General features: G+C 64.1%; 12 protein-coding genes. 7 read left to right on the forward strand and 5 right to left on the reverse strand.

The features are described 5' to 3' along the window. Nucleotides 1-8: 8 nt before the first annotated feature. Complete coding sequence (locus ACYHH6_RS21375; protein ID WP_434221233.1) at nt 9-650, forward strand: ABC-type transport auxiliary lipoprotein family protein; 642 nt, start codon at nt 9-11, stop codon at nt 648-650. Nucleotides 651-1,056: 406 nt separating this feature from the next. Here ACYHH6_RS21375 and ACYHH6_RS21380 read toward each other — a convergent pair whose 3' ends face one another. Beyond that, entirely contained in the window at nt 1,057-7,116 is a 6,060-nt protein-coding gene (locus tag ACYHH6_RS21380; protein ID WP_352586774.1) for an apolipoprotein A-IV repeat region-like domain-containing protein, read from the reverse strand. 316 nt (nt 7,117-7,432) lie between these two features. Here ACYHH6_RS21380 and ACYHH6_RS21385 point away from each other — a divergent pair, with 316 nt between their 5' ends. The 3 genes from ACYHH6_RS21385 to ACYHH6_RS21395 all read left to right on the forward strand — a co-directional run bounded on the left by ACYHH6_RS21385 (nt 7,433) and on the right by ACYHH6_RS21395 (nt 9,384). Next, nucleotides 7,433-7,771 (forward strand): Hpt domain-containing protein, encoded by a 339-nt coding sequence (locus tag ACYHH6_RS21385; RefSeq protein ID WP_352561797.1) that lies wholly within the window; start codon nt 7,433-7,435, stop codon nt 7,769-7,771. A 157-nt stretch (nt 7,772-7,928) separates the two neighbouring features. Further along, nucleotides 7,929-8,249, forward strand: a complete 321-nt coding sequence (locus tag ACYHH6_RS21390) for a 2Fe-2S iron-sulfur cluster-binding protein (protein ID WP_352586776.1) — start codon at nt 7,929-7,931, stop codon at nt 8,247-8,249. A 103-nt stretch (nt 8,250-8,352) separates the two neighbouring features. Next, entirely contained in the window at nt 8,353-9,384 is a 1,032-nt protein-coding gene (locus ACYHH6_RS21395) for an NAD(P)/FAD-dependent oxidoreductase (protein ID WP_352586777.1), read from the forward strand. A gap of 21 nt (nt 9,385-9,405) precedes the next feature. On the opposite strand, the gene ACYHH6_RS21400 is transcribed toward ACYHH6_RS21395, so the two are convergent. Continuing rightward, nucleotides 9,406-10,890: an MDR family MFS transporter gene (locus ACYHH6_RS21400; RefSeq protein ID WP_352586779.1), complete on the reverse strand. Its 1,485-nt coding sequence runs from the start codon at nt 10,888-10,890 to the stop codon at nt 9,406-9,408. 217 nt (nt 10,891-11,107) lie between these two features. After that, a complete protein-coding gene (locus ACYHH6_RS21405; protein ID WP_352586781.1) occupies nt 11,108-11,728 on the reverse strand; it encodes a DUF922 domain-containing Zn-dependent protease in 621 nt (206 codons plus the stop codon). A gap of 118 nt (nt 11,729-11,846) precedes the next feature. On the opposite strand from ACYHH6_RS21405, the gene folP reads away from it, so the two are divergent. Genes folP through folK form a run of 3 tightly spaced genes read left to right on the forward strand, consistent with a single transcriptional unit; the run spans nt 11,847 to nt 13,565 of the window. Then, nucleotides 11,847-12,692, forward strand: coding sequence for a dihydropteroate synthase (gene folP / locus ACYHH6_RS21410; RefSeq protein ID WP_352586783.1), 846 nt, complete (start codon nt 11,847-11,849; stop codon nt 12,690-12,692). Nucleotides 12,693-12,709: 17 nt separating this feature from the next. After that, nucleotides 12,710-13,069, forward strand: coding sequence for a dihydroneopterin aldolase (folB, locus tag ACYHH6_RS21415; RefSeq protein WP_352586785.1), 360 nt, complete (start codon nt 12,710-12,712; stop codon nt 13,067-13,069). Further along, nucleotides 13,053-13,565 carry a 2-amino-4-hydroxy-6-hydroxymethyldihydropteridine diphosphokinase gene (gene folK / locus ACYHH6_RS21420; protein ID WP_352586787.1) on the forward strand — a complete coding sequence of 171 codons (513 nt, stop codon included), beginning with the start codon at nt 13,053-13,055 and terminating at the stop codon, nt 13,563-13,565. The genes folB and folK overlap by 17 nt, the downstream gene beginning before the upstream one ends. Here the strand turns inward: folK and ACYHH6_RS21425 are convergent. Continuing rightward, nucleotides 13,562-14,110 carry a DUF924 family protein gene (locus ACYHH6_RS21425; protein WP_352586788.1) on the reverse strand — a complete coding sequence of 183 codons (549 nt, stop codon included), beginning with the start codon at nt 14,108-14,110 and terminating at the stop codon, nt 13,562-13,564. The genes folK and ACYHH6_RS21425 overlap by 4 nt on opposite strands. Next, complete coding sequence (locus ACYHH6_RS21430; protein WP_352586790.1) at nt 14,107-15,957, reverse strand: monovalent cation:proton antiporter-2 (CPA2) family protein; 1,851 nt, start codon at nt 15,955-15,957, stop codon at nt 14,107-14,109. Before ACYHH6_RS21430 ends, ACYHH6_RS21425 begins: the two co-directional genes overlap by 4 nt. Nucleotides 15,958-16,103 lie beyond the last annotated feature (146 nt).

Below are 16,103 nucleotides of genomic sequence, written 5' to 3' on the forward strand. Positions count from 1 at the left end.
AACCGCGAATGCGGGTTGGTCTTACGGTCCGGGGACAACGGGGATCGCGCGTGACGTTCAGCTTGGGTGGGTATAAATCTGCTGTCGTGTTGCTTGGTTTGACCCTTGCTGGTTGCGCGGCATTGGGAGGCAAGCCGGCGCCGCTCGATACGTTCGAGCTTTCCGCTCCGTCGATCGACGCGCATGGCCACAGCCGCCGCCAGATCCTGATTGCCCAGCCGTCCGCGCTCAAGGCGCTGGACAGCCAGAACATCGTCATCAAGCCGTCCGACCGCTCGATCCAGTATCTGAAGGGCGCGCAATGGGCCGACCGGCTGCCGCTGATCGTGCAGGCAAGGCTCGCCGAAACCTTCCAGCGCTCCGGCAGTTTTGCCGGCGTCGGCAAGCCGGGCGAGGGGCTGGCGATCGACTATCAGGTGATGGTCGAGATCCGCTCCTTCGAAGTCCGCGTCAATGGCGGCGAGCATGCCGAGGTCAACCTCTTCGTGCGCATCCTGAACGACCGCAACGGCGAGGTGCGCGCCTCAAAAAGCTTCACCGCATCCGCTCCGGTCTCGGGCAGCGGCAACCCAGCCTATGTCAGCGCGCTCGACAGCGCCTTCGGCGAGGCGGCGAAGGATATCGTGCGCTGGACGGATTCGGTGATCTGAACCAGCCTAGGCTTCAAAGCGATCGTGCGCGCAATCAGTTAGACAAAGCATCGACTTAAAGATCGTCGGTCTGCGCTGCCCCTCATTGCCCTGCCGGACGTTCGTCATTCGAAAAGCCAAGCAGTTGGCTTTTCGTCCGCTTCGCGGACCATTCCTCAACTCCCCGTATAGTGACGGGGAGAAAGACGCCATCATGGCCGCCTTCGCCAACTTTCAACGTTGCAAGAAGTAGCGGCATGGTCGCGGCCACCTCCTTCTCCCCGTCACTATACGGGGAGAAGGTGCCGGCAGGCGGATGAGGGGCAGCGCCGACAGATTGTGACCTTTTCCTGCAGTGACACGAACCTGGGCCTGAACGAAAAAGGCGGGCCGTGGCCCGCCTTGGTTAAGTTGATCGTCGCACCAATCAGTGCAACCGGCCGCTGGCGTGGGCCAGCATGGTGTAGACCTTGCCGGTGTCCGACGTCAGATAGGTCTGCGCCATGATGTTGTCGCGGTCGTTGCGCGAGACGTCCTTGAGCAGCTTTTCGAAGTCGTCGCAGTATCGGTCGACGGCGGCGCGGAACTCCGCCTCTCCCTGATATTTGCGGCGGATTTCATCGAAAGTCTGCTGGCCCTTCAGTGTGTAGAGGCGGCGTGTGAACACGTCACGCTCGCCGCGCCGGTAGCGGTTCCACAGCTCGATCGAGGCGTCATGGTCGATCGCCCGCGCAATATCGACCGACAGCGAGTTGAGCGACTCCATGACATGCAGCGGCGAGCGCTGGGCGGGAACCGCGCGCGGTGCTTCCGCGGGGGCTGCCGGCCTGGCGACTTCCTCCTCGCGCGACGCCCCGGTCAGGAGGTCGCGCACCCAGCCGCCTTGCGGCGTGCGGGCATTGGCGTCGCGCTGGCGCGGTGCTTCGGCAGGACGTTCGATATCGAGCGTGCCGCGCAGGCCGCCGAGCGGCGCCTGCGGAGCCGGACGCTCGGCCTGCGGTGCCGGCGGCGGGCGGCGTACAGGCTCGGCCGGGCGCTGCGCTGGCGCCTGGGGAGCCGGGCGCAAATTACGGGGCTCGGAATTGTCGCCACCACCGCGGCCCGATTTCGCAACGATATCCGAAAGTTCCTTGAGCGCGTTGATCTGCTCGGAAACAGCGCGGCGGATCGCCGAAGTCGATTCCTTGGCCTCTTCCGGCATCTCGATGACGCCCTTCTTGAGCTCGGCACGGGTGAGGTCGAGCTCGCTCTTGATCGAGCTCGCGGTGCGCCGCATCTCCTCGGTCGCATCGGCAAACCGGTTGGTTGCCGAATCGACCACTTCCGCAATGGCAATGCGGATCTTGTCGGCCGATGCCAGCGTCCTGCCTTCGGCATTCTGCATCGTCTGGCCGACAAGGCTCTCGAAGGAACGCATAACCTTTTCGAGGTCTTCCGACTTCTTGACCAGGCCGACGGCGAGATCTTCCAGTGACGACTGCCTCTCCAGCGTGTGTTCCAGATTGCTCTGCGCCGAGCTCAGCAGATCGGAAGCCGAGGACAGCAGACGGCTGTGCTCGTCGAACTTGGTGGCGATCGAGGCGACTTCGCGCAAGGTCGAAGACGACAGTTCGGTAAGCCGTGTCGTGTTCGAATCGACCAGGCGGGCCGAGCTGGCGAAAGTCTGCGCCGCTTTTTCGGTGGTCGCGGCGAAGCTTTGCGTGCTGCCGCTGAGACGTTCGTCGACCTGGCCGAGATTGACTGCCGCCTGCTCGATCAGCTCACCGAGCTGCGAGCTGGAGACGCTCATGCGGCCGATGAGATCGGCGACACTGTCGGCGAGCGACGAGCGCGCGCCTTCGACGGCCGACAGCGTTTCGGCCGTGCGGCTGGCGAGCGCATTGACGAGGGCGGCGTTCTCGCCGCGCAGCTTCTCGGTCGCGCGTTCGGTGACCTCTTCCATGCTTTTTTGCAGTTCCGAGCCGCCCTGGGCGAAGCGCTCGACCAGCGGCCGTGCGGTTTCGTCGAGGATCTTCGACAGTTCGGCCGAACGTGCCGCCAGCATCGTGTTGAGCTCGCGGGTGTTTGTGCCGATGGTCTTGGCCGCGTCGTTGGTGCTCTGGCCGATATGCTGGCCAACAGCGGTGAAGGTCTCCGCAATCGTGTTGGCGCGCGAGATCAGTTGAGCCTCGGCGCTCGACACCTGCTCGTTGAGCTTCTGGCCCATCGTCTCGGTGGTGTAGGCGAGGCGGTTTTCGACACTCGCGACCTGTTCCTCGACGCGGGTGGTTGCGGCAGCAACACTCGCGGCCAGCCGCTCGTCGGCGCCGGCCAGAGCCTGCTCCATTTCGCGGGCGTGGACGGCAAGTTCCTCGCCGGTCTGGCGTGCGCGTTCGGCAACCCGCTGCTCGGTGCTGGCGAAGGCACCGACGATGTTGTCGGCATGTTCGCCGATCGTCGACGTGGAGTCGGCGATGCGCGACACCAGGCGGTGATCGGCCTCGTCGAAGATGCGGCTGATCTCGGTGGCGCGGGCCGACAACGCGTCTGAACCCTCGGCAATGCGCGAGATCAGCTGCTGGTCGGCGGCGTCGAAGATGCGGCCGAGGTCGGAGGCGCGGGCGGCCAACGCTTCGGCGGATTCGCCAATGCGCATGCTCATCCGCTGGTCGGCACCCTCGAAGTTGCGCAGGATGTCGCCGGCGCGGTCGGCGAGCGACTGCGCCGTCTCGACCGCACGGGCGACAAGCTTCTGGTCGGCGGCGTCGAACGTGCCGGCAATTTCGCCGGCGCGGGCAGCCAGCCGTTCGGCCGTTTCCTCGGCGCGCGCGAGCAGCGAGTTTGAAGTCTCGTCATGCCGGGCAAGCAGCGCGCTCGTCGTGTCCTCGGCGCGTGCGTGCAGTCGGCGATCGGCGTCCTCGAAGGTGCGAGCGATGTCTTCTGCCCGTGCCAGCAGGGCGGCCGAGGTCTGCTCGGCGCGCTCGGCGATCTTGCGGTCGGCATCGCTGAAGGCAGCACCCGCCTGTTCGTGCAGGGCGCTGGTGACTTCCATCACCTTCTCGCGAAGTGCGCCGGCAACAAAGACGGCGCTCTTTTCGAGCACGTTGCGGACATTGTCGACACCCACCGACAGCGCGCGCTCCATGGTTCCGGCGCGCTCCTCGATGATGCCGGTCTGCTTGCTGAAGGCCTGCTCGATCTTCTCGACGTCGGCTGCGATAGCTGCGGAAATGTCGGTGCTTCTGGCGGCGATCTGGTCGATATGGCCCGACAGCGAGCGGTCGACATCCTTGCGGGTGTCGGCGAGCTTTGCCAGATCGTCTTCCAGCGCCTGTGTCAGCATGTTGCGGCCTTCGGCCAGCTTGCCGACATGGCCGGCGATGATGTCGTCGACCTCGCCGCGGCTTGCCGACAGCTTCTGCAGGTCGGCCTCCAGCGCGCGCTTGAGGATGTCGCGGCCTTCGGCCAGCTTCTCGACCTGGCCGGCGACCAGTCCGTCGATGCTCGACCGGCTCTCGGCCAGCTTGGCGAGGTCGTCCTCAAGAGCCTTCGACAGCGTCGCGCGATCCTGGGCGAGCTTGTCGCTGTGATCCTGGAGCAGGCTGTTGACATTTTCCAGATCGGCTTCCAGCACCCGTGCGAATTCTCCACGGTTTTCAGTCAGCTTCTGCGACTGGTCGACAATGGCGCTCCTGATCGTGTTGAGATCGGCTTCGAGCGCCCGCTTGAGAATGTCGCGGCCCTCGGCGAGCTTCTCGACCTGTCCGGCGACCAGCCCATCGATGCTGGAGCGGCTCTCCGCCAGCTTGGCGATGTCGTCTTCCAATGCCTTTGAGAGGGCCGAACGGTCCTGGACGAGCCTGTTTTGATGATCGGCCATGATGCCGCTCACATTGTGCAGATCGTCCTGAAGCGCCTGGGATAGTGTCGAACGATCCTGGACAAGCCGGCTCGTGTGGTCGGCGATTAGGCTGTTCACATTCTGCAGATCGGCTTCCAGTGCCTTCGAAAGCTGGCTGCGCTCTTCCGCCACCCTGTCGGAATGACCCGCGATGGCACCCTTGATGGTATTGATGTCGGCTTCGAGCGCGCGCTTGAGAATGTCACGGCCTTCGGCCAGCTTCTCGACCTGGCCGGCGACCAGCCCGTCGATGCTCGACCGGCTTTCCGCCAACTTGGCAAGGTCGGCCTCGAGCGTTTGGGACAAGAGGCCACGATCGTCGGCGAGCCGGTTCGAATGGTCGGAGAGCAGGCCCCTGATGCTGGACAGGTCGTTCTCCAGCGCCTTGCTGAGTTCGGTCCGGTCCTCGGCCAGTTTGGCCGAGTGGTTCTCGATCACGCCCTTGATGCCGGTAATGTCGTTTTCGAGCGCCTTGGTGAGCACGGCGCGGCCTTCGGCGATCTTTTCGACCTGGCCGGCGACCAGCCCGTCAATCGAGGCGCGGCTGTCGGCCAGCTTGCCGAGGTCGGCTTCCAGGGCGCGCGACAGAATGTTGCGGCCTTCAGCCAGTTTCCCGACATGTCCAGCGACCATTTCATCAATGATCGTACGGGCTTGCACGAGCTTTCCGGAGTCCTCATGCAGGGCCTGATTAAGCCGGTTGCGGCCTTCTTCGAGGCGCTCGAGATGGCTGCCGACCGACGCGTCGATGGCGGCGCGCGACTCGTTGACCTTGCGCAGATCCTCTTCCAAAGCGCGCGAAATCAGGTTGCGGCCTTCGGCCAGCTTCTGCACCTGGTTGGTGACGGCTGCGTCGATGCCGGCGCGGCCCTCGGCGAATTTCGCCAAATCCGCCTCCATGGCCGCTGCCATGCGCTCGCGGCTTTCGGACAGCTTGCGGCTGTGGTTTTCGACCGCTTCCTCGATGCCGACGCGGGCGTCGGCAAGGCGCTGGATGTCGGTGTCGAAGGAGCGCGACACGACGTGGCGGGCCGCTTCCATGCGGCCGGCAAAGTCGCTGGCGCGGGCTTCGAGCATTGACGAGGTCGACGAAACGATGTCGGCCATGTCGGCGCCGATCTGGGTCTTGCCCTGATCGATCATCGCCGACAAATGATCCTTGCTCTCGGCAAAGGTGTGGGCGATCTCGCGAGCGCGTTCGACCAGCGTCTCGTTGATCTGGCGGGCACGTGCCTCGAGCGCGGCGTTGAGCTTCTGCGTGCCGGTGTCAAGCGCTTCGGCGCGGGTCTGGAATTCGCTGATCAACGCCTGGCCACGCTCGGCCAGCGTGCGCTCGATGCCGTTGAGGCTGGATTCGAATTCAGAGCTCAAGGTGCGCGCAGCACCCCCAAGCAGCGACACCATGCCGGTGGTGCGGTCGTCGAGCAGGTCGGTCAGCGACCGGGTCAAGCCGTCGGTGGTGTCCGTCAGCTTGGCGATGCGGGTGTCGAGCAGCGAAGCGAAGGCTTCGCCCGAGGTCGACAGCCTGTCGGTGATCGTATCGAGCCGGCCTTCCACCTGATCGAAGATCGACATCGAGCTTTCATTGATGCGGTCGATCAGCGTGTCGCCGGAATTGGTGATCGTCATCGACAGCTTGGTCGACGCGTTGAGGATGGAGTCGCGAATGATGTCGCTGGCAGCGCCGATTTCGTCCTTCAGCGTCTCATGCGCGCCGGTGATCGAGGCGCGCACGCGCTCGGCATGGGTGACGACGGCTTCGCGTTCGCTGCCCAGCCCGTCGACCAACGAACGGATGCGGGATTCATTCTCCGAATAGGAGCGTTCGATCTGGTTGACCTCGCTGTGAACCAGCGTTTCGAGTTCGACGGCGCGCGCCAGCGTGCGCTCGATGCCTTCGCCCATGGCCGCCACCTCGCGGCGAACGGCCTGGCCGATCATCATGACGCGGTCCTGGGCGAGGTTTTCCGGCTCCGCCAGGCGGAAAGCCACTTCCGTCATCGACTGGGCGGCGATGCGCATTTCCTGCGCGCGGCGGATCATTGCCGCGAAAGCCCAAAACAGGACGACCGGTATGATTGCCGCGATTGCGAGGCCGATCAGTTCGGGGCGGGCCAGGAGTTGGTCGAATGTACGAATTTTCCAGATGCTGGGGCCAAAAAGCAGATTGGCAAGGCCGCCGGCGCCGGCAATCCAGGCCAGCGACACGAACGCCACGACCCAATAGATCGTGCTCGACGCGCGCCGGTTGAGGCTGTGCAGCAACGTCTTGTAGTCTTTCTGGCGGTCATCGTTTGCCGGCTTGAAACCGGCAGGCTGGGCGCTGTTGCGCGACTCAACCGGGCGCAGCTCTGCGGGCTTGGCAGCCGGCGTCGCGCTTTGATTCTGTTGGACGGGTGCGCTTTGAGCGGGGGCGGGTTTCTGGGTACGGCCTTCGCGCGCCAGTTCGTCCGCGGCCTGCGAAATCTGCGCTTCCAGATCTTCCATCGACGCCGCAATATCGAGATCGCCGCTGCCGTCTCCGCTAAGGTCGAGGTCTAGTGCCTTTTCGAGTTCCCTGGCTACGTCGTTGTCGAGAGTTCTGGTCGTCGTTGGTTTCTTCGCCATGCCTTCGCTACCCTGTACTAGCTGCCGAGGGACTTTATGATTTTGGCCTGATTCTGGCTTGTCTTATCCCACGCAGGAGGCTGAAAATGGACCCTCGTATCGTAATGACACACAGGGGTAAAGAAAACCTGCATTCCGCGAGATACGTAAAACTTTAAATATAAGGTTAACGTGAACGTGATTTCGCCGCCTCTGCGGCAACAATTTTCCAGCCCATTCATTAACGCGTTGGCGACGGAAATCGCCTAAGTTTTTTTGGCGAGCGGGACAAAGGAGTTTCAAATTGGTACGCGGTGAAAGCGGCATTGCCTTCTCAATGCCGGGCGGCGATGCGTCGGGTCCAGCCCGTTCGCGGCCGGTGGATCTGGCCCATCTGGCACGCCAGACAATGGGCGATCGCGCCCTCGAACAAGAGGTGTTGGCACTGTTCGTACAGCAGGCGCTTTCCGTCCGCGACAAGATCATCGATGCCGATGTCAGGGAGAGGCTGCTCCTGGCGCATGGGCTGAAAGGTTCGGCGCGCGGCGTCGGCGCCTTTGCTATCGCCGACTGTGCCTCATCAATCGAACAGCAGCCGGAAGACGCACGCAGCCTCAAGCGCCTCGGCGTCCTGATCGAGGAAGTGCGCGATTTCATCGCCGCCATCAGCCGGTAATGGCTGCCGCTTGGCGGCGGCCACCGGCATGAATCGGCCGGGCCAGGGCGCGCTTTAGCCAGCTTTCCGAAAAAACGTCACAAAGCGGCGCTTTCGCGCCGCAGTTGACTTGTCTGGCGGAGTGATTATCTCGGCTGAGACTCCCTTCAGGTGACAAATGACCAAGCTGACCTTCATCGCCCATGACGGCACTCCTTTCGATGTCGAGGCCGAAAACGGCTCGACCGTCATGGAGAATGCGATCCGCAACGCCGTGCCGGGCATCGAGGCCGAATGCGGCGGCGCCTGCGCCTGCGCAACCTGCCATGTCTATGTCGACGAAGCCTGGACGGCCGAGGTCGGCGAGCCGGAGGCGATGGAAGAAGACATGCTGGACTTCGCCTATGAGGTCCAGCCGAACTCGCGCCTGTCCTGCCAGATCAAGGTGCGCGACGCCCTTGACGGCCTCGTCGTGCGCGTGCCCGCCCGCCAGGGCTGAACCAACTTCTTTCGGATTTTTACCGCCGACGCTTGGCAGCAAGCCAATGCTCATGCAGTCTCGCGCCAGTTTGGCCCAGTTTTGGCAATGAGGCTCGCCTGGCATGACCGATGTAATCAAGACCGACGCACTCATTGTCGGGGCAGGGCCGGTCGGCCTGTTCGCCGTGTTCGAACTCGGCCTCCTCGACATGAAGTGCCATCTGATCGACATCCTCGACCGGCCCGGTGGCCAGTGCGCCGAACTCTATCCGGAAAAGCCGATCTACGACATTCCGGGCTGGCCCTTGATCTCGGCGCAAGGGCTGGTCGACAGGCTGATCGAGCAGATCCATCCGTTCAAGCCTGACTTCACCTATAACCGCATGGTCTCCAGCCTGGAGAAGCTGGAGGATGGCTCCTTTCGGGTCGCCACCGACGAGAACGAGGTGTTCGAGGCCAAGGTGGTGGTGATCGCCGCCGGTGGCGGCTCTTTCCAGCCCAAGCGGCCGCCCATTCCCGGCATCGAAGCCTATGAAGGCAAGAGCGTCTTCTATTCGGTGCGCCGCATGGAAGATTTCCGCGGCCACGATCTCGTCATCGTCGGCGGCGGCGATTCCGCGCTCGACTGGACGCTTAACCTGCAGCCGGTGGCAAAAAGCGTGACGCTGGTCCACCGCCGCCCGGAATTCCGCGCGGCGCCCGACAGCGTCAACAAGATGTACGCCATGCAGGAGATGAAACAGCTGGGGTTCCGCGTCGGCCAGGTGAGCGGCCTGACCGGCGCCGACGGCCAGCTGGCGTCCGCGACCATCAAGGGCGGCCCTGACGGCGACATCGAGGTGCCGTGCACGCGCATGCTGCCGTTCTTCGGCCTGACCATGAAGCTCGGCCCGATCGCCGAATGGGGGCTCAACCTTCACGAGAACCTGATCCCGGTCGACACCGAAAAGTTCCAGAGCTCGGTGCCCGGCATCTTCGCCGTCGGCGACATCAACTGGTACCCCGGCAAGCTGAAGCTGATCCTGTCGGGTTTTCACGAGGTGGCGCTGATGGCGCAGGCGGCCAAGCGCATCATCAGCCCTGGCGAGCGCATCGTCTTCCAGTACACGACGTCGTCGACAAGCCTGCAGAAAAAGCTCGGCGTCGTGGAATAGGCGTTCAGGGCTTTTGCCGGATCACTCCACCAGGACGACTGGCGCCTCGGCCTCATCGCGGCCGCGCAACGACTTCTCCGGCATCAGCGCCAGCGTGATCAGCGCCAGCACGAGCGTGATGGCCGCGGCAAGGAAGATCATCATGAAGGGCGTCGCTGAGACGATCTGTCCGGCAGCCGGCACGCCTTCGCCGGCAAGCGGCAGGCCATAGCCGAGCGCGACGGCGCCGAGCATGGCGACGCCGAGTGCGCTGCCCAGCGAGCGCAGGAAGGTCAGCACGCCGGTGGCGACGCCGAGATGCGCGCGGTCGACGGCGTTCTGCACCGACACGGTGGCGACCGGGAAAGTGGTGCCGCTTCCAAGCCCAATACAGATCGTCAGCAGCTCGACCACCAGCAGCGAGGCGCGGCCGGCGACCAGGCTGAGCACGCCAAGACAGATGATGGCGAAGAGAACGCCGACCATGGCGATGCGCTTGTAGTGGAAGAAGCGCGGTATCGTGCGGCCGCTGAACGTCGCGCCGGCGACCGTGCCGAGCAGCAGGCCGAGCATGGCAAGGCCTGACTGGCTGACCGACAGGCCGATGATCGACTGCAGATAGACCGGCAGGTACACTGACAGGCCGATATTGGCGGCCTGCAGCAGGAACATCGACGCCGTGCCGGCAAGCACGATCGGATTGCTCAGCACTTCAAGCGAAATCAGCGGCTCGGCCGCCCGCATCAGCCGCAGTGCAAACGCGCCCCAGAAGGCCGCCGAACAGGCGAGCAGGCCGAGGATTTCACGCGAGGCCCATGGATAGGCGCTGCCGCCCCAGTTGAGCGCCAAAAGCAGCAGTGCCGTCGCCACCACCAGAAGCAATGCTCCCAGGGCGTCGATGCGATGCCGCTTTGCGGCGACCGGCAGTTTGCGCAGCGGCTTGTTGATGATCGCCATGGCCACCAGGCCAAGCGGGATGTTGATCCAGAAGATCAGCGACCAATGCAGATGTTCGGCAAATCCGCCGCCGAGCAACGGTCCGGCGATGCTGGCGACAGCCCATGTGCCCGAAATCCAGGCGGCATAGCGCGCCCGTTCGCGTGGCGGCACGAGGTCGCCGATGACGATCTGCGCCAGGGCGAAAAGGCCGCCACCGCCGGCACCCTGGATTGCCCGGCCGATGACCAGCACGAACATGTTGGGGGCCATGGCGCTGACCAGCGATCCCGCGAGGAAGATCAGGATCGCCGCATAGACGGTCGGCCGGCGGCCATAAACGTCGGAGATCTTGCCGTAGAGCGGCGCCATGGCGGTCGCCGTCAGGAGATAGCCGGTCACGATCCACGGCAGATAGTCGGCATGGCCGAGCGAACGGCCGATGGTCGGCATGGCCGGCGCGACGATGGTCTGGTCAAGCGCCGCCAGGAGCATCGACAGCAAGATGCCGGCGATGATGACGTTCTTTTCGCTCTCCGTCAGCGGCGCGGCGGGCGTCGCCATCACCGGCTTGTCGACAGCCTGGTCCATGTCAGTTCATCCACAATGCTTGGCGAGCGATTGCGCGGCGCCAAATGGCCGCTCCGCTATACGCCGACTCAATTGGTCTTGATCTCGCGTTCCGAAGCTCGCGCCTTGCGAGCCTGACATATGTCGGTCGGTATAGGCCGATTTCGACCTTTGCCCGAAAGTTTTCTGGGGCTGGCCTCATGTTTCGGCAGGGTTGGCTTGGTATCAGTCCTGTGTTTCAGCCGGGCGGAAGCTGGCCGTTCTCGACGCGCTGCATGCGGTAGCGCAGCAGCCGCAGGATGCGGCTTTCGAAGTTGACGCCTTCGACGCGGTCGAAGCGCAGCTGGTCCTGGTCGTGCCTGGCGAGTTCGGCCGCGGTGATCTCAGCCGCCTTGGCCTTGGCCTCGGCGCAGGTCTTTTGCGGGTAGCTGGCGTTCAGCGCGTCCTCAAGGAGACGGCCGTGGTTCTTGGCTATCTCGACATGGCGCTCCTCGTGGCGCTTGATGTCGGCCGACAGCGTGTCCCAGAACAGCCTGACATCGGCGTCGGCCTTGCGCGGCCTGCGCCACTGCGGAAGGATGACCTTGACCTTGACGGTGACGGCGGCCTTGGCGATGCGGCAGGTATCGGCGGTTTGCGCGTAGCTGATGCGGGTGGTGAAGGCCATCTGGGTGGCGCCCGGATGCCGCATCCCGGTGCTTTTCACCTCGGGTCCATGTGTCGACAATTGCGTCTCGATGGCATCGAGCGTGCTGCCGCCGATGCCAAAATAGCTGTAGGTCTTCACCAGATTGGCCGCGCTCGCCGGCAAAACGGTCAAAGCCAGCATCAGGGCGCAGAGCAGGGGTCGCTTCATCATGTTGCCTCTTCACTCACCTTGCTTTACGGCCGTTGCCGGCGCAACGGAATTGATCTTCCACCGATCACGCATCGTTGATGGATTGCAAGCGCCCGATGAGCCACATGGTTGAAGGACAATGACGACAAGGCGATGGCAACTGGCGCATGGACGCCATCTCGACCTTGGCGAGAGGGCCATAGTGGTCGGCATTCTCAACGTCACGCCGGACAGTTTTTCCGATGGCGGACTGTTCATCACGCCTGACCAGGCGGTGGCGCAGGCGCGCCGCATGGTGGAAGAGGGGGCTGTCGTGATCGATATCGGCGGAGAATCCACGCGCCCGGGCGCCTCTCCCGTCACCCCTGAGGAAGAGCAGGCCCGCATCCTGCCGGTGATCGCCGCACTCGCCGGGACCAATGAAGCCCTGATTTCGGTCGATACCTATCGCGAGCAAACCGCTCGCCTTGCGGTTGCCGCCGGGGCGCATATCGTCAACGATGTCTGGGGCCTGCAGCGTGAACCCGGCATTGCCCGCGTCGCCGCGGAGACCGGCGCCGGGCTGGTCATCATGCATACCGGGCGCGAGCGGCAAAAGCTGCCCGATGTCATCGACGACCAGTTGTTCTTCCTCAAGGCATCGCTGGAAATCGCGAAGCGCAATGGCGTCCAGGATGACCATATCGTGCTCGATGCCGGCTTCGGCTTCGCCAAGGAGACGGCGGAGGAAAACCTCGACCTGATGGCGCGGTTTTCCGAACTGACGGCGCTGGGCTTTCCCCTGATGGCCGGCACGTCCAGGAAACGCTTCGTCGGCACCGTCACCGGCCGCGAGGCCGCCGAGCGCGGCGCCGGTACCGCAGCCACCAGCGTCATCCTCAGGCTCAAGGGCGCCGATCTGTTTCGCGTCCACGATGTCGCAATCAACGTGGACGCACTGGCCATGGCGGATGCTATGCTGGCGCGTGAAAAGCCGGGACGCTGAGCCCAGGAAGCCAAGAAATGTACGTCATCCGCATGAAGAACTGCGCCTTCTTTGCCCGGCACGGCGTGCTGGACGAGGAGGAGGCGCTTGGCCAGCGTTTCTATGTCGATGCCGAGTTGACGGTCGAGCCCAGCCGCCCGCTGGAGGATGATTCCATCGAGGACACCGTCAATTACGGCATCGCCTTCACGGTGATTGAAAAGATCGTCACCGGACATCGCCGGTTCCTGATCGAGGCGCTGGCGCTCGAAGTGGCGAAGGCGCTGACGGCGCGGTTCCCGCAGATCAGGAGGGCCGAGATCACCGTGCGCAAACCGAACGCGCCGGTGCCCGGCGTGCTCGATTATGTCGAGGTGACCGTTGTCTGGCCCGAATAACACGGTCTATCTCAGCCTTGGCGGCAATCTCGGCGATCCGGCGGCGTCGATGGCCACGGCGCTGCGCCTGCTCGACGCCGACGATAACACGCGCGTCATCGCCGTCTCCTCGCTCTACCGCACACCGCCCTGGGGCAAGCTCGACCAGCCGGATTTCTTGAATGCCGCCGCCGAAATCTCGACCGCGCTGGCGCCAAGGGCGCTGCTCGATCTCTGCCTCGAGGCCGAGCGCAAGCTGAAGCGGGTGCGCGAGGAGCGCTGGGGGCCGCGCCTGATCGACATCGACATATTGGTGTTCGGCGACCGCATCATCCACGAGACCGGGTTGGAAGTGCCGCATCCCAGGATGCTGGAGCGCGCCTTCGTGCTGGCGCCCCTGGCCGAGATCGCGCCGGAACTGGCGGTTGGCGGCCGCAGCGTGAGCGAGCGGCTCAGCGCCGTCGATACGGCAGGCATAGAGCGGCTGGCGTCCGGCCGCGACTGGTGGCTGGGTTAGCCGGAGAATCCGCCGCCATCGAGAAATGCCTGTTCGTCCACCGTCGTCTCGCGACCAAGCATGCGATTGCGATGCGGGAAGCGGCCGAAACGCTCGATGATGTCGCGGTGCTCGACCGCGTATTTGATATACTCCGGCGCCCTGGCAGTGGTGAGCTCAACCGACCTGTCCTGGTCGGCGGGCAGTTCCGAATGTTCGTAGGGCAGGTAGAGGAAGACGCGCAGGTCTTCTTCCAGCGCCAGGTCATGGCCGGCGGCGATCGCCTTGGCGGCAAAGTGCCTTGCCAGCGGATCGGTGGCGTACATGTGGCCGGAGCCGCGAAAGCAGTTGCGCGGAAACTGGTCGAGCAGGATCATCAGCGCCAGCGAGCCCTCGGCATGCTCCGACCAGGCGTCGCACTCGCGCCGCGCGGCCGCATAATGCAGGTCGAGAAATCGGCTGCGAAAATCCGCATCGAAAGCGTCGTTCTTTTCGAACCAGGCGTCTTCGCCGGCCTCGCGCCAGAATTTTGTCACGGCGAGCGCTCGCTCATCCAATGCGGTCATCTGCCTTCCTCTGGCTGGGCGGGTTCGGATTTGTTCAACACACCGGCGGTTTCTTCATTCAGCGCCTGGCCGGGTCGACGTGGCGGGGCGAGCGGCGTCGGAATCGGCGTGCCGATATTGCCCCTGAGGAAGCGCCGGCCAGCCCGTATGCCTTCCGCCAACTGCGTCTCGAAGCGGTCGTTGTCGCGGCGCCGTACATCCTCGATGACGTCGGCGACGTCTTCCGGTTCGACGCCAAGCGCTTCGAGCGCCGACCCACCGAAGACGAGGGCCGATTCGAAGGTTTCGCGCAGCTGGAAATCCACGCCGACGCGAATGAGCGACAGCGCTGTGCCGCGATCGAAGGCGCGAGCCAGAACCGTCAGCAACGGAAACTCCGCCTTGATCAGTTCGGCAATGCGAACGGCAGCGTCGGGCTTGTCGACACAGATCAGCACGGCGCGCGCACGACCAGCGCCAGCGGCGCGCAGAATGTCGAGCCGCGTGCCGTCGCCATAATAGACCTTGAAGCCGAAATCGGCGGCAGCCTGGATCATTTCGACATCATTGTCGATGATCGACACGTCGATGCCGCGCAACAAAAGCGGCTGGCTGGCGATCTGGCCGAAGCGGCCGAAGCCGATGACCAGAACACTGCCGGTCAGCCCTTCGGCGATATCGACGCCTTCGAGCGACTGCTCGTCGCGCGGCGTCAGATATTTGAGCACGATGATCGCCAGCGGCGTTAGCACCATGGAGATGATGATGATCGCGGTCAGCGTGGCGTTGGCCCGGCTGTCGATGATGCCGACTGCCGCGGCCGCGGAGTAAAGCACGAAGGCGAATTCGCCGCCTTGCGCCATGAACACGGCGCGCTCCAGCGCTTCGCGGTGGCCGCTCTTCAGCACGCGGGCGACGAGATAGATGCCGAGCGCCTTCATCACCATGTAGGCGACGACATAGATGGCGACGAGCTGCCAGTTGTCGACCACCACATGCAGGTCGAGCGACATGCCGACGGCGAGGAAGAACAGGCCGAGCAGGATGCCGCGGAACGGTTCGATGTCGGCTTCTAGCTGGTGGCGGAAGGTCGATTCGGACAGGAGCACGCCGGCGAGGAACGCGCCCATCGCCATCGACAGGCCGGACAGCTGCATGACCAGCGCTGACCCCAGCACGACCAGAAGTGCGGCCGCCGTCATCACTTCGCGCGCCTTGGCGTCGGCCAGGATGCGGAAGAACGGATTGAGCAGATAGCGGCCGGCCACCACCAGCCCGACAATGGCGCCAAGGCCGATGCCGATCTCGGTCAGCCTTTGCTGCAGGGTCATCTCGGCGCCGCCCGGCGCCAGGAAGGCGACCAGCGCCAAAAGCGGCACGATCGCCAGATCCTCAAGCAGCAGGATGGACACGATGCGCTGTCCTTTGGGGCTGGCCATCTCGCCGCGTTCTTCCAGCAGCTGCATGACGATCGCCGTCGAGGTCAGCACGAAGCCGGCGCCGGCAACGAAGGATTGCGCGATCGGAAAGCCGCCCGCTAATCCGACAAGAGTCAGAAGCACCACGCAGACGCCGACCTGCAGGGCGCCGAGTCCGAAAATTTCGCGCCGCAGCCCCCATAGCCGCGACGGCTGCATCTCCAGCCCAATGATGAACAGGAACATGACGACGCCGAGTTCGGCGACGTGCAGGATGGCTTCCGATTCGGAAAAGATTCGGATGCCGAACGGGCCGATAACCACGCCGGCGGCGAGATAGCCGAGGATCGAGCCCAGCCCCATGCGTTTGAAGATCGGAACGGCGACGACGCCGGCGGCAAGCAGCGCCACCACCTGAATAAGATCGCTGCCCGACGCTTCCGCTGCCATGCCTCTTGTCCCCGTGTTCAGCAGCACTCCTTGCATGCAGTTGGAGCTAGAGGCAAGGGTGGGAAGCCTGCCAGGACGGGTAGGTGCCGTTGAAGCGATTCCCCCGGTGAAACAATGGTCGCCGCTTGCCTGCCGGACGTTCGGCA

This window comes from Mesorhizobium sp. P171375, assembly GCF_057786075.1.

Excerpts from the sequence above, each read along its gene's own strand:
- ACYHH6_RS21400 (WP_352586779.1), bottom strand. The coding sequence starts at position 10,890 with ATGGACCAGGCTGTCGACAAGCCGGTGATGGCGACGCCCGCCGCGCCG.
- folP (WP_352586783.1), top strand. The coding sequence starts at position 11,847 with ATGACGACAAGGCGATGGCAACTGGCGCATGGACGCCATCTCGACCTT.
- ACYHH6_RS21375 (WP_434221233.1), top strand. The coding sequence starts at position 9 with ATGCGGGTTGGTCTTACGGTCCGGGGACAACGGGGATCGCGCGTGACG.
- ACYHH6_RS21385 (WP_352561797.1), top strand. The coding sequence starts at position 7,433 with ATGCCGGGCGGCGATGCGTCGGGTCCAGCCCGTTCGCGGCCGGTGGAT.
- ACYHH6_RS21390 (WP_352586776.1), top strand. The coding sequence starts at position 7,929 with ATGACCAAGCTGACCTTCATCGCCCATGACGGCACTCCTTTCGATGTC.
- folB (WP_352586785.1), top strand. The coding sequence starts at position 12,710 with ATGTACGTCATCCGCATGAAGAACTGCGCCTTCTTTGCCCGGCACGGC.
- ACYHH6_RS21380 (WP_352586774.1), bottom strand. The coding sequence starts at position 7,116 with ATGGCGAAGAAACCAACGACGACCAGAACTCTCGACAACGACGTAGCC.
- ACYHH6_RS21405 (WP_352586781.1), bottom strand. The coding sequence starts at position 11,728 with ATGATGAAGCGACCCCTGCTCTGCGCCCTGATGCTGGCTTTGACCGTT.
- ACYHH6_RS21395 (WP_352586777.1), top strand. The coding sequence starts at position 8,353 with ATGACCGATGTAATCAAGACCGACGCACTCATTGTCGGGGCAGGGCCG.
- ACYHH6_RS21425 (WP_352586788.1), bottom strand. The coding sequence starts at position 14,110 with ATGACCGCATTGGATGAGCGAGCGCTCGCCGTGACAAAATTCTGGCGC.
- ACYHH6_RS21430 (WP_352586790.1), bottom strand. The coding sequence starts at position 15,957 with ATGGCAGCGGAAGCGTCGGGCAGCGATCTTATTCAGGTGGTGGCGCTG.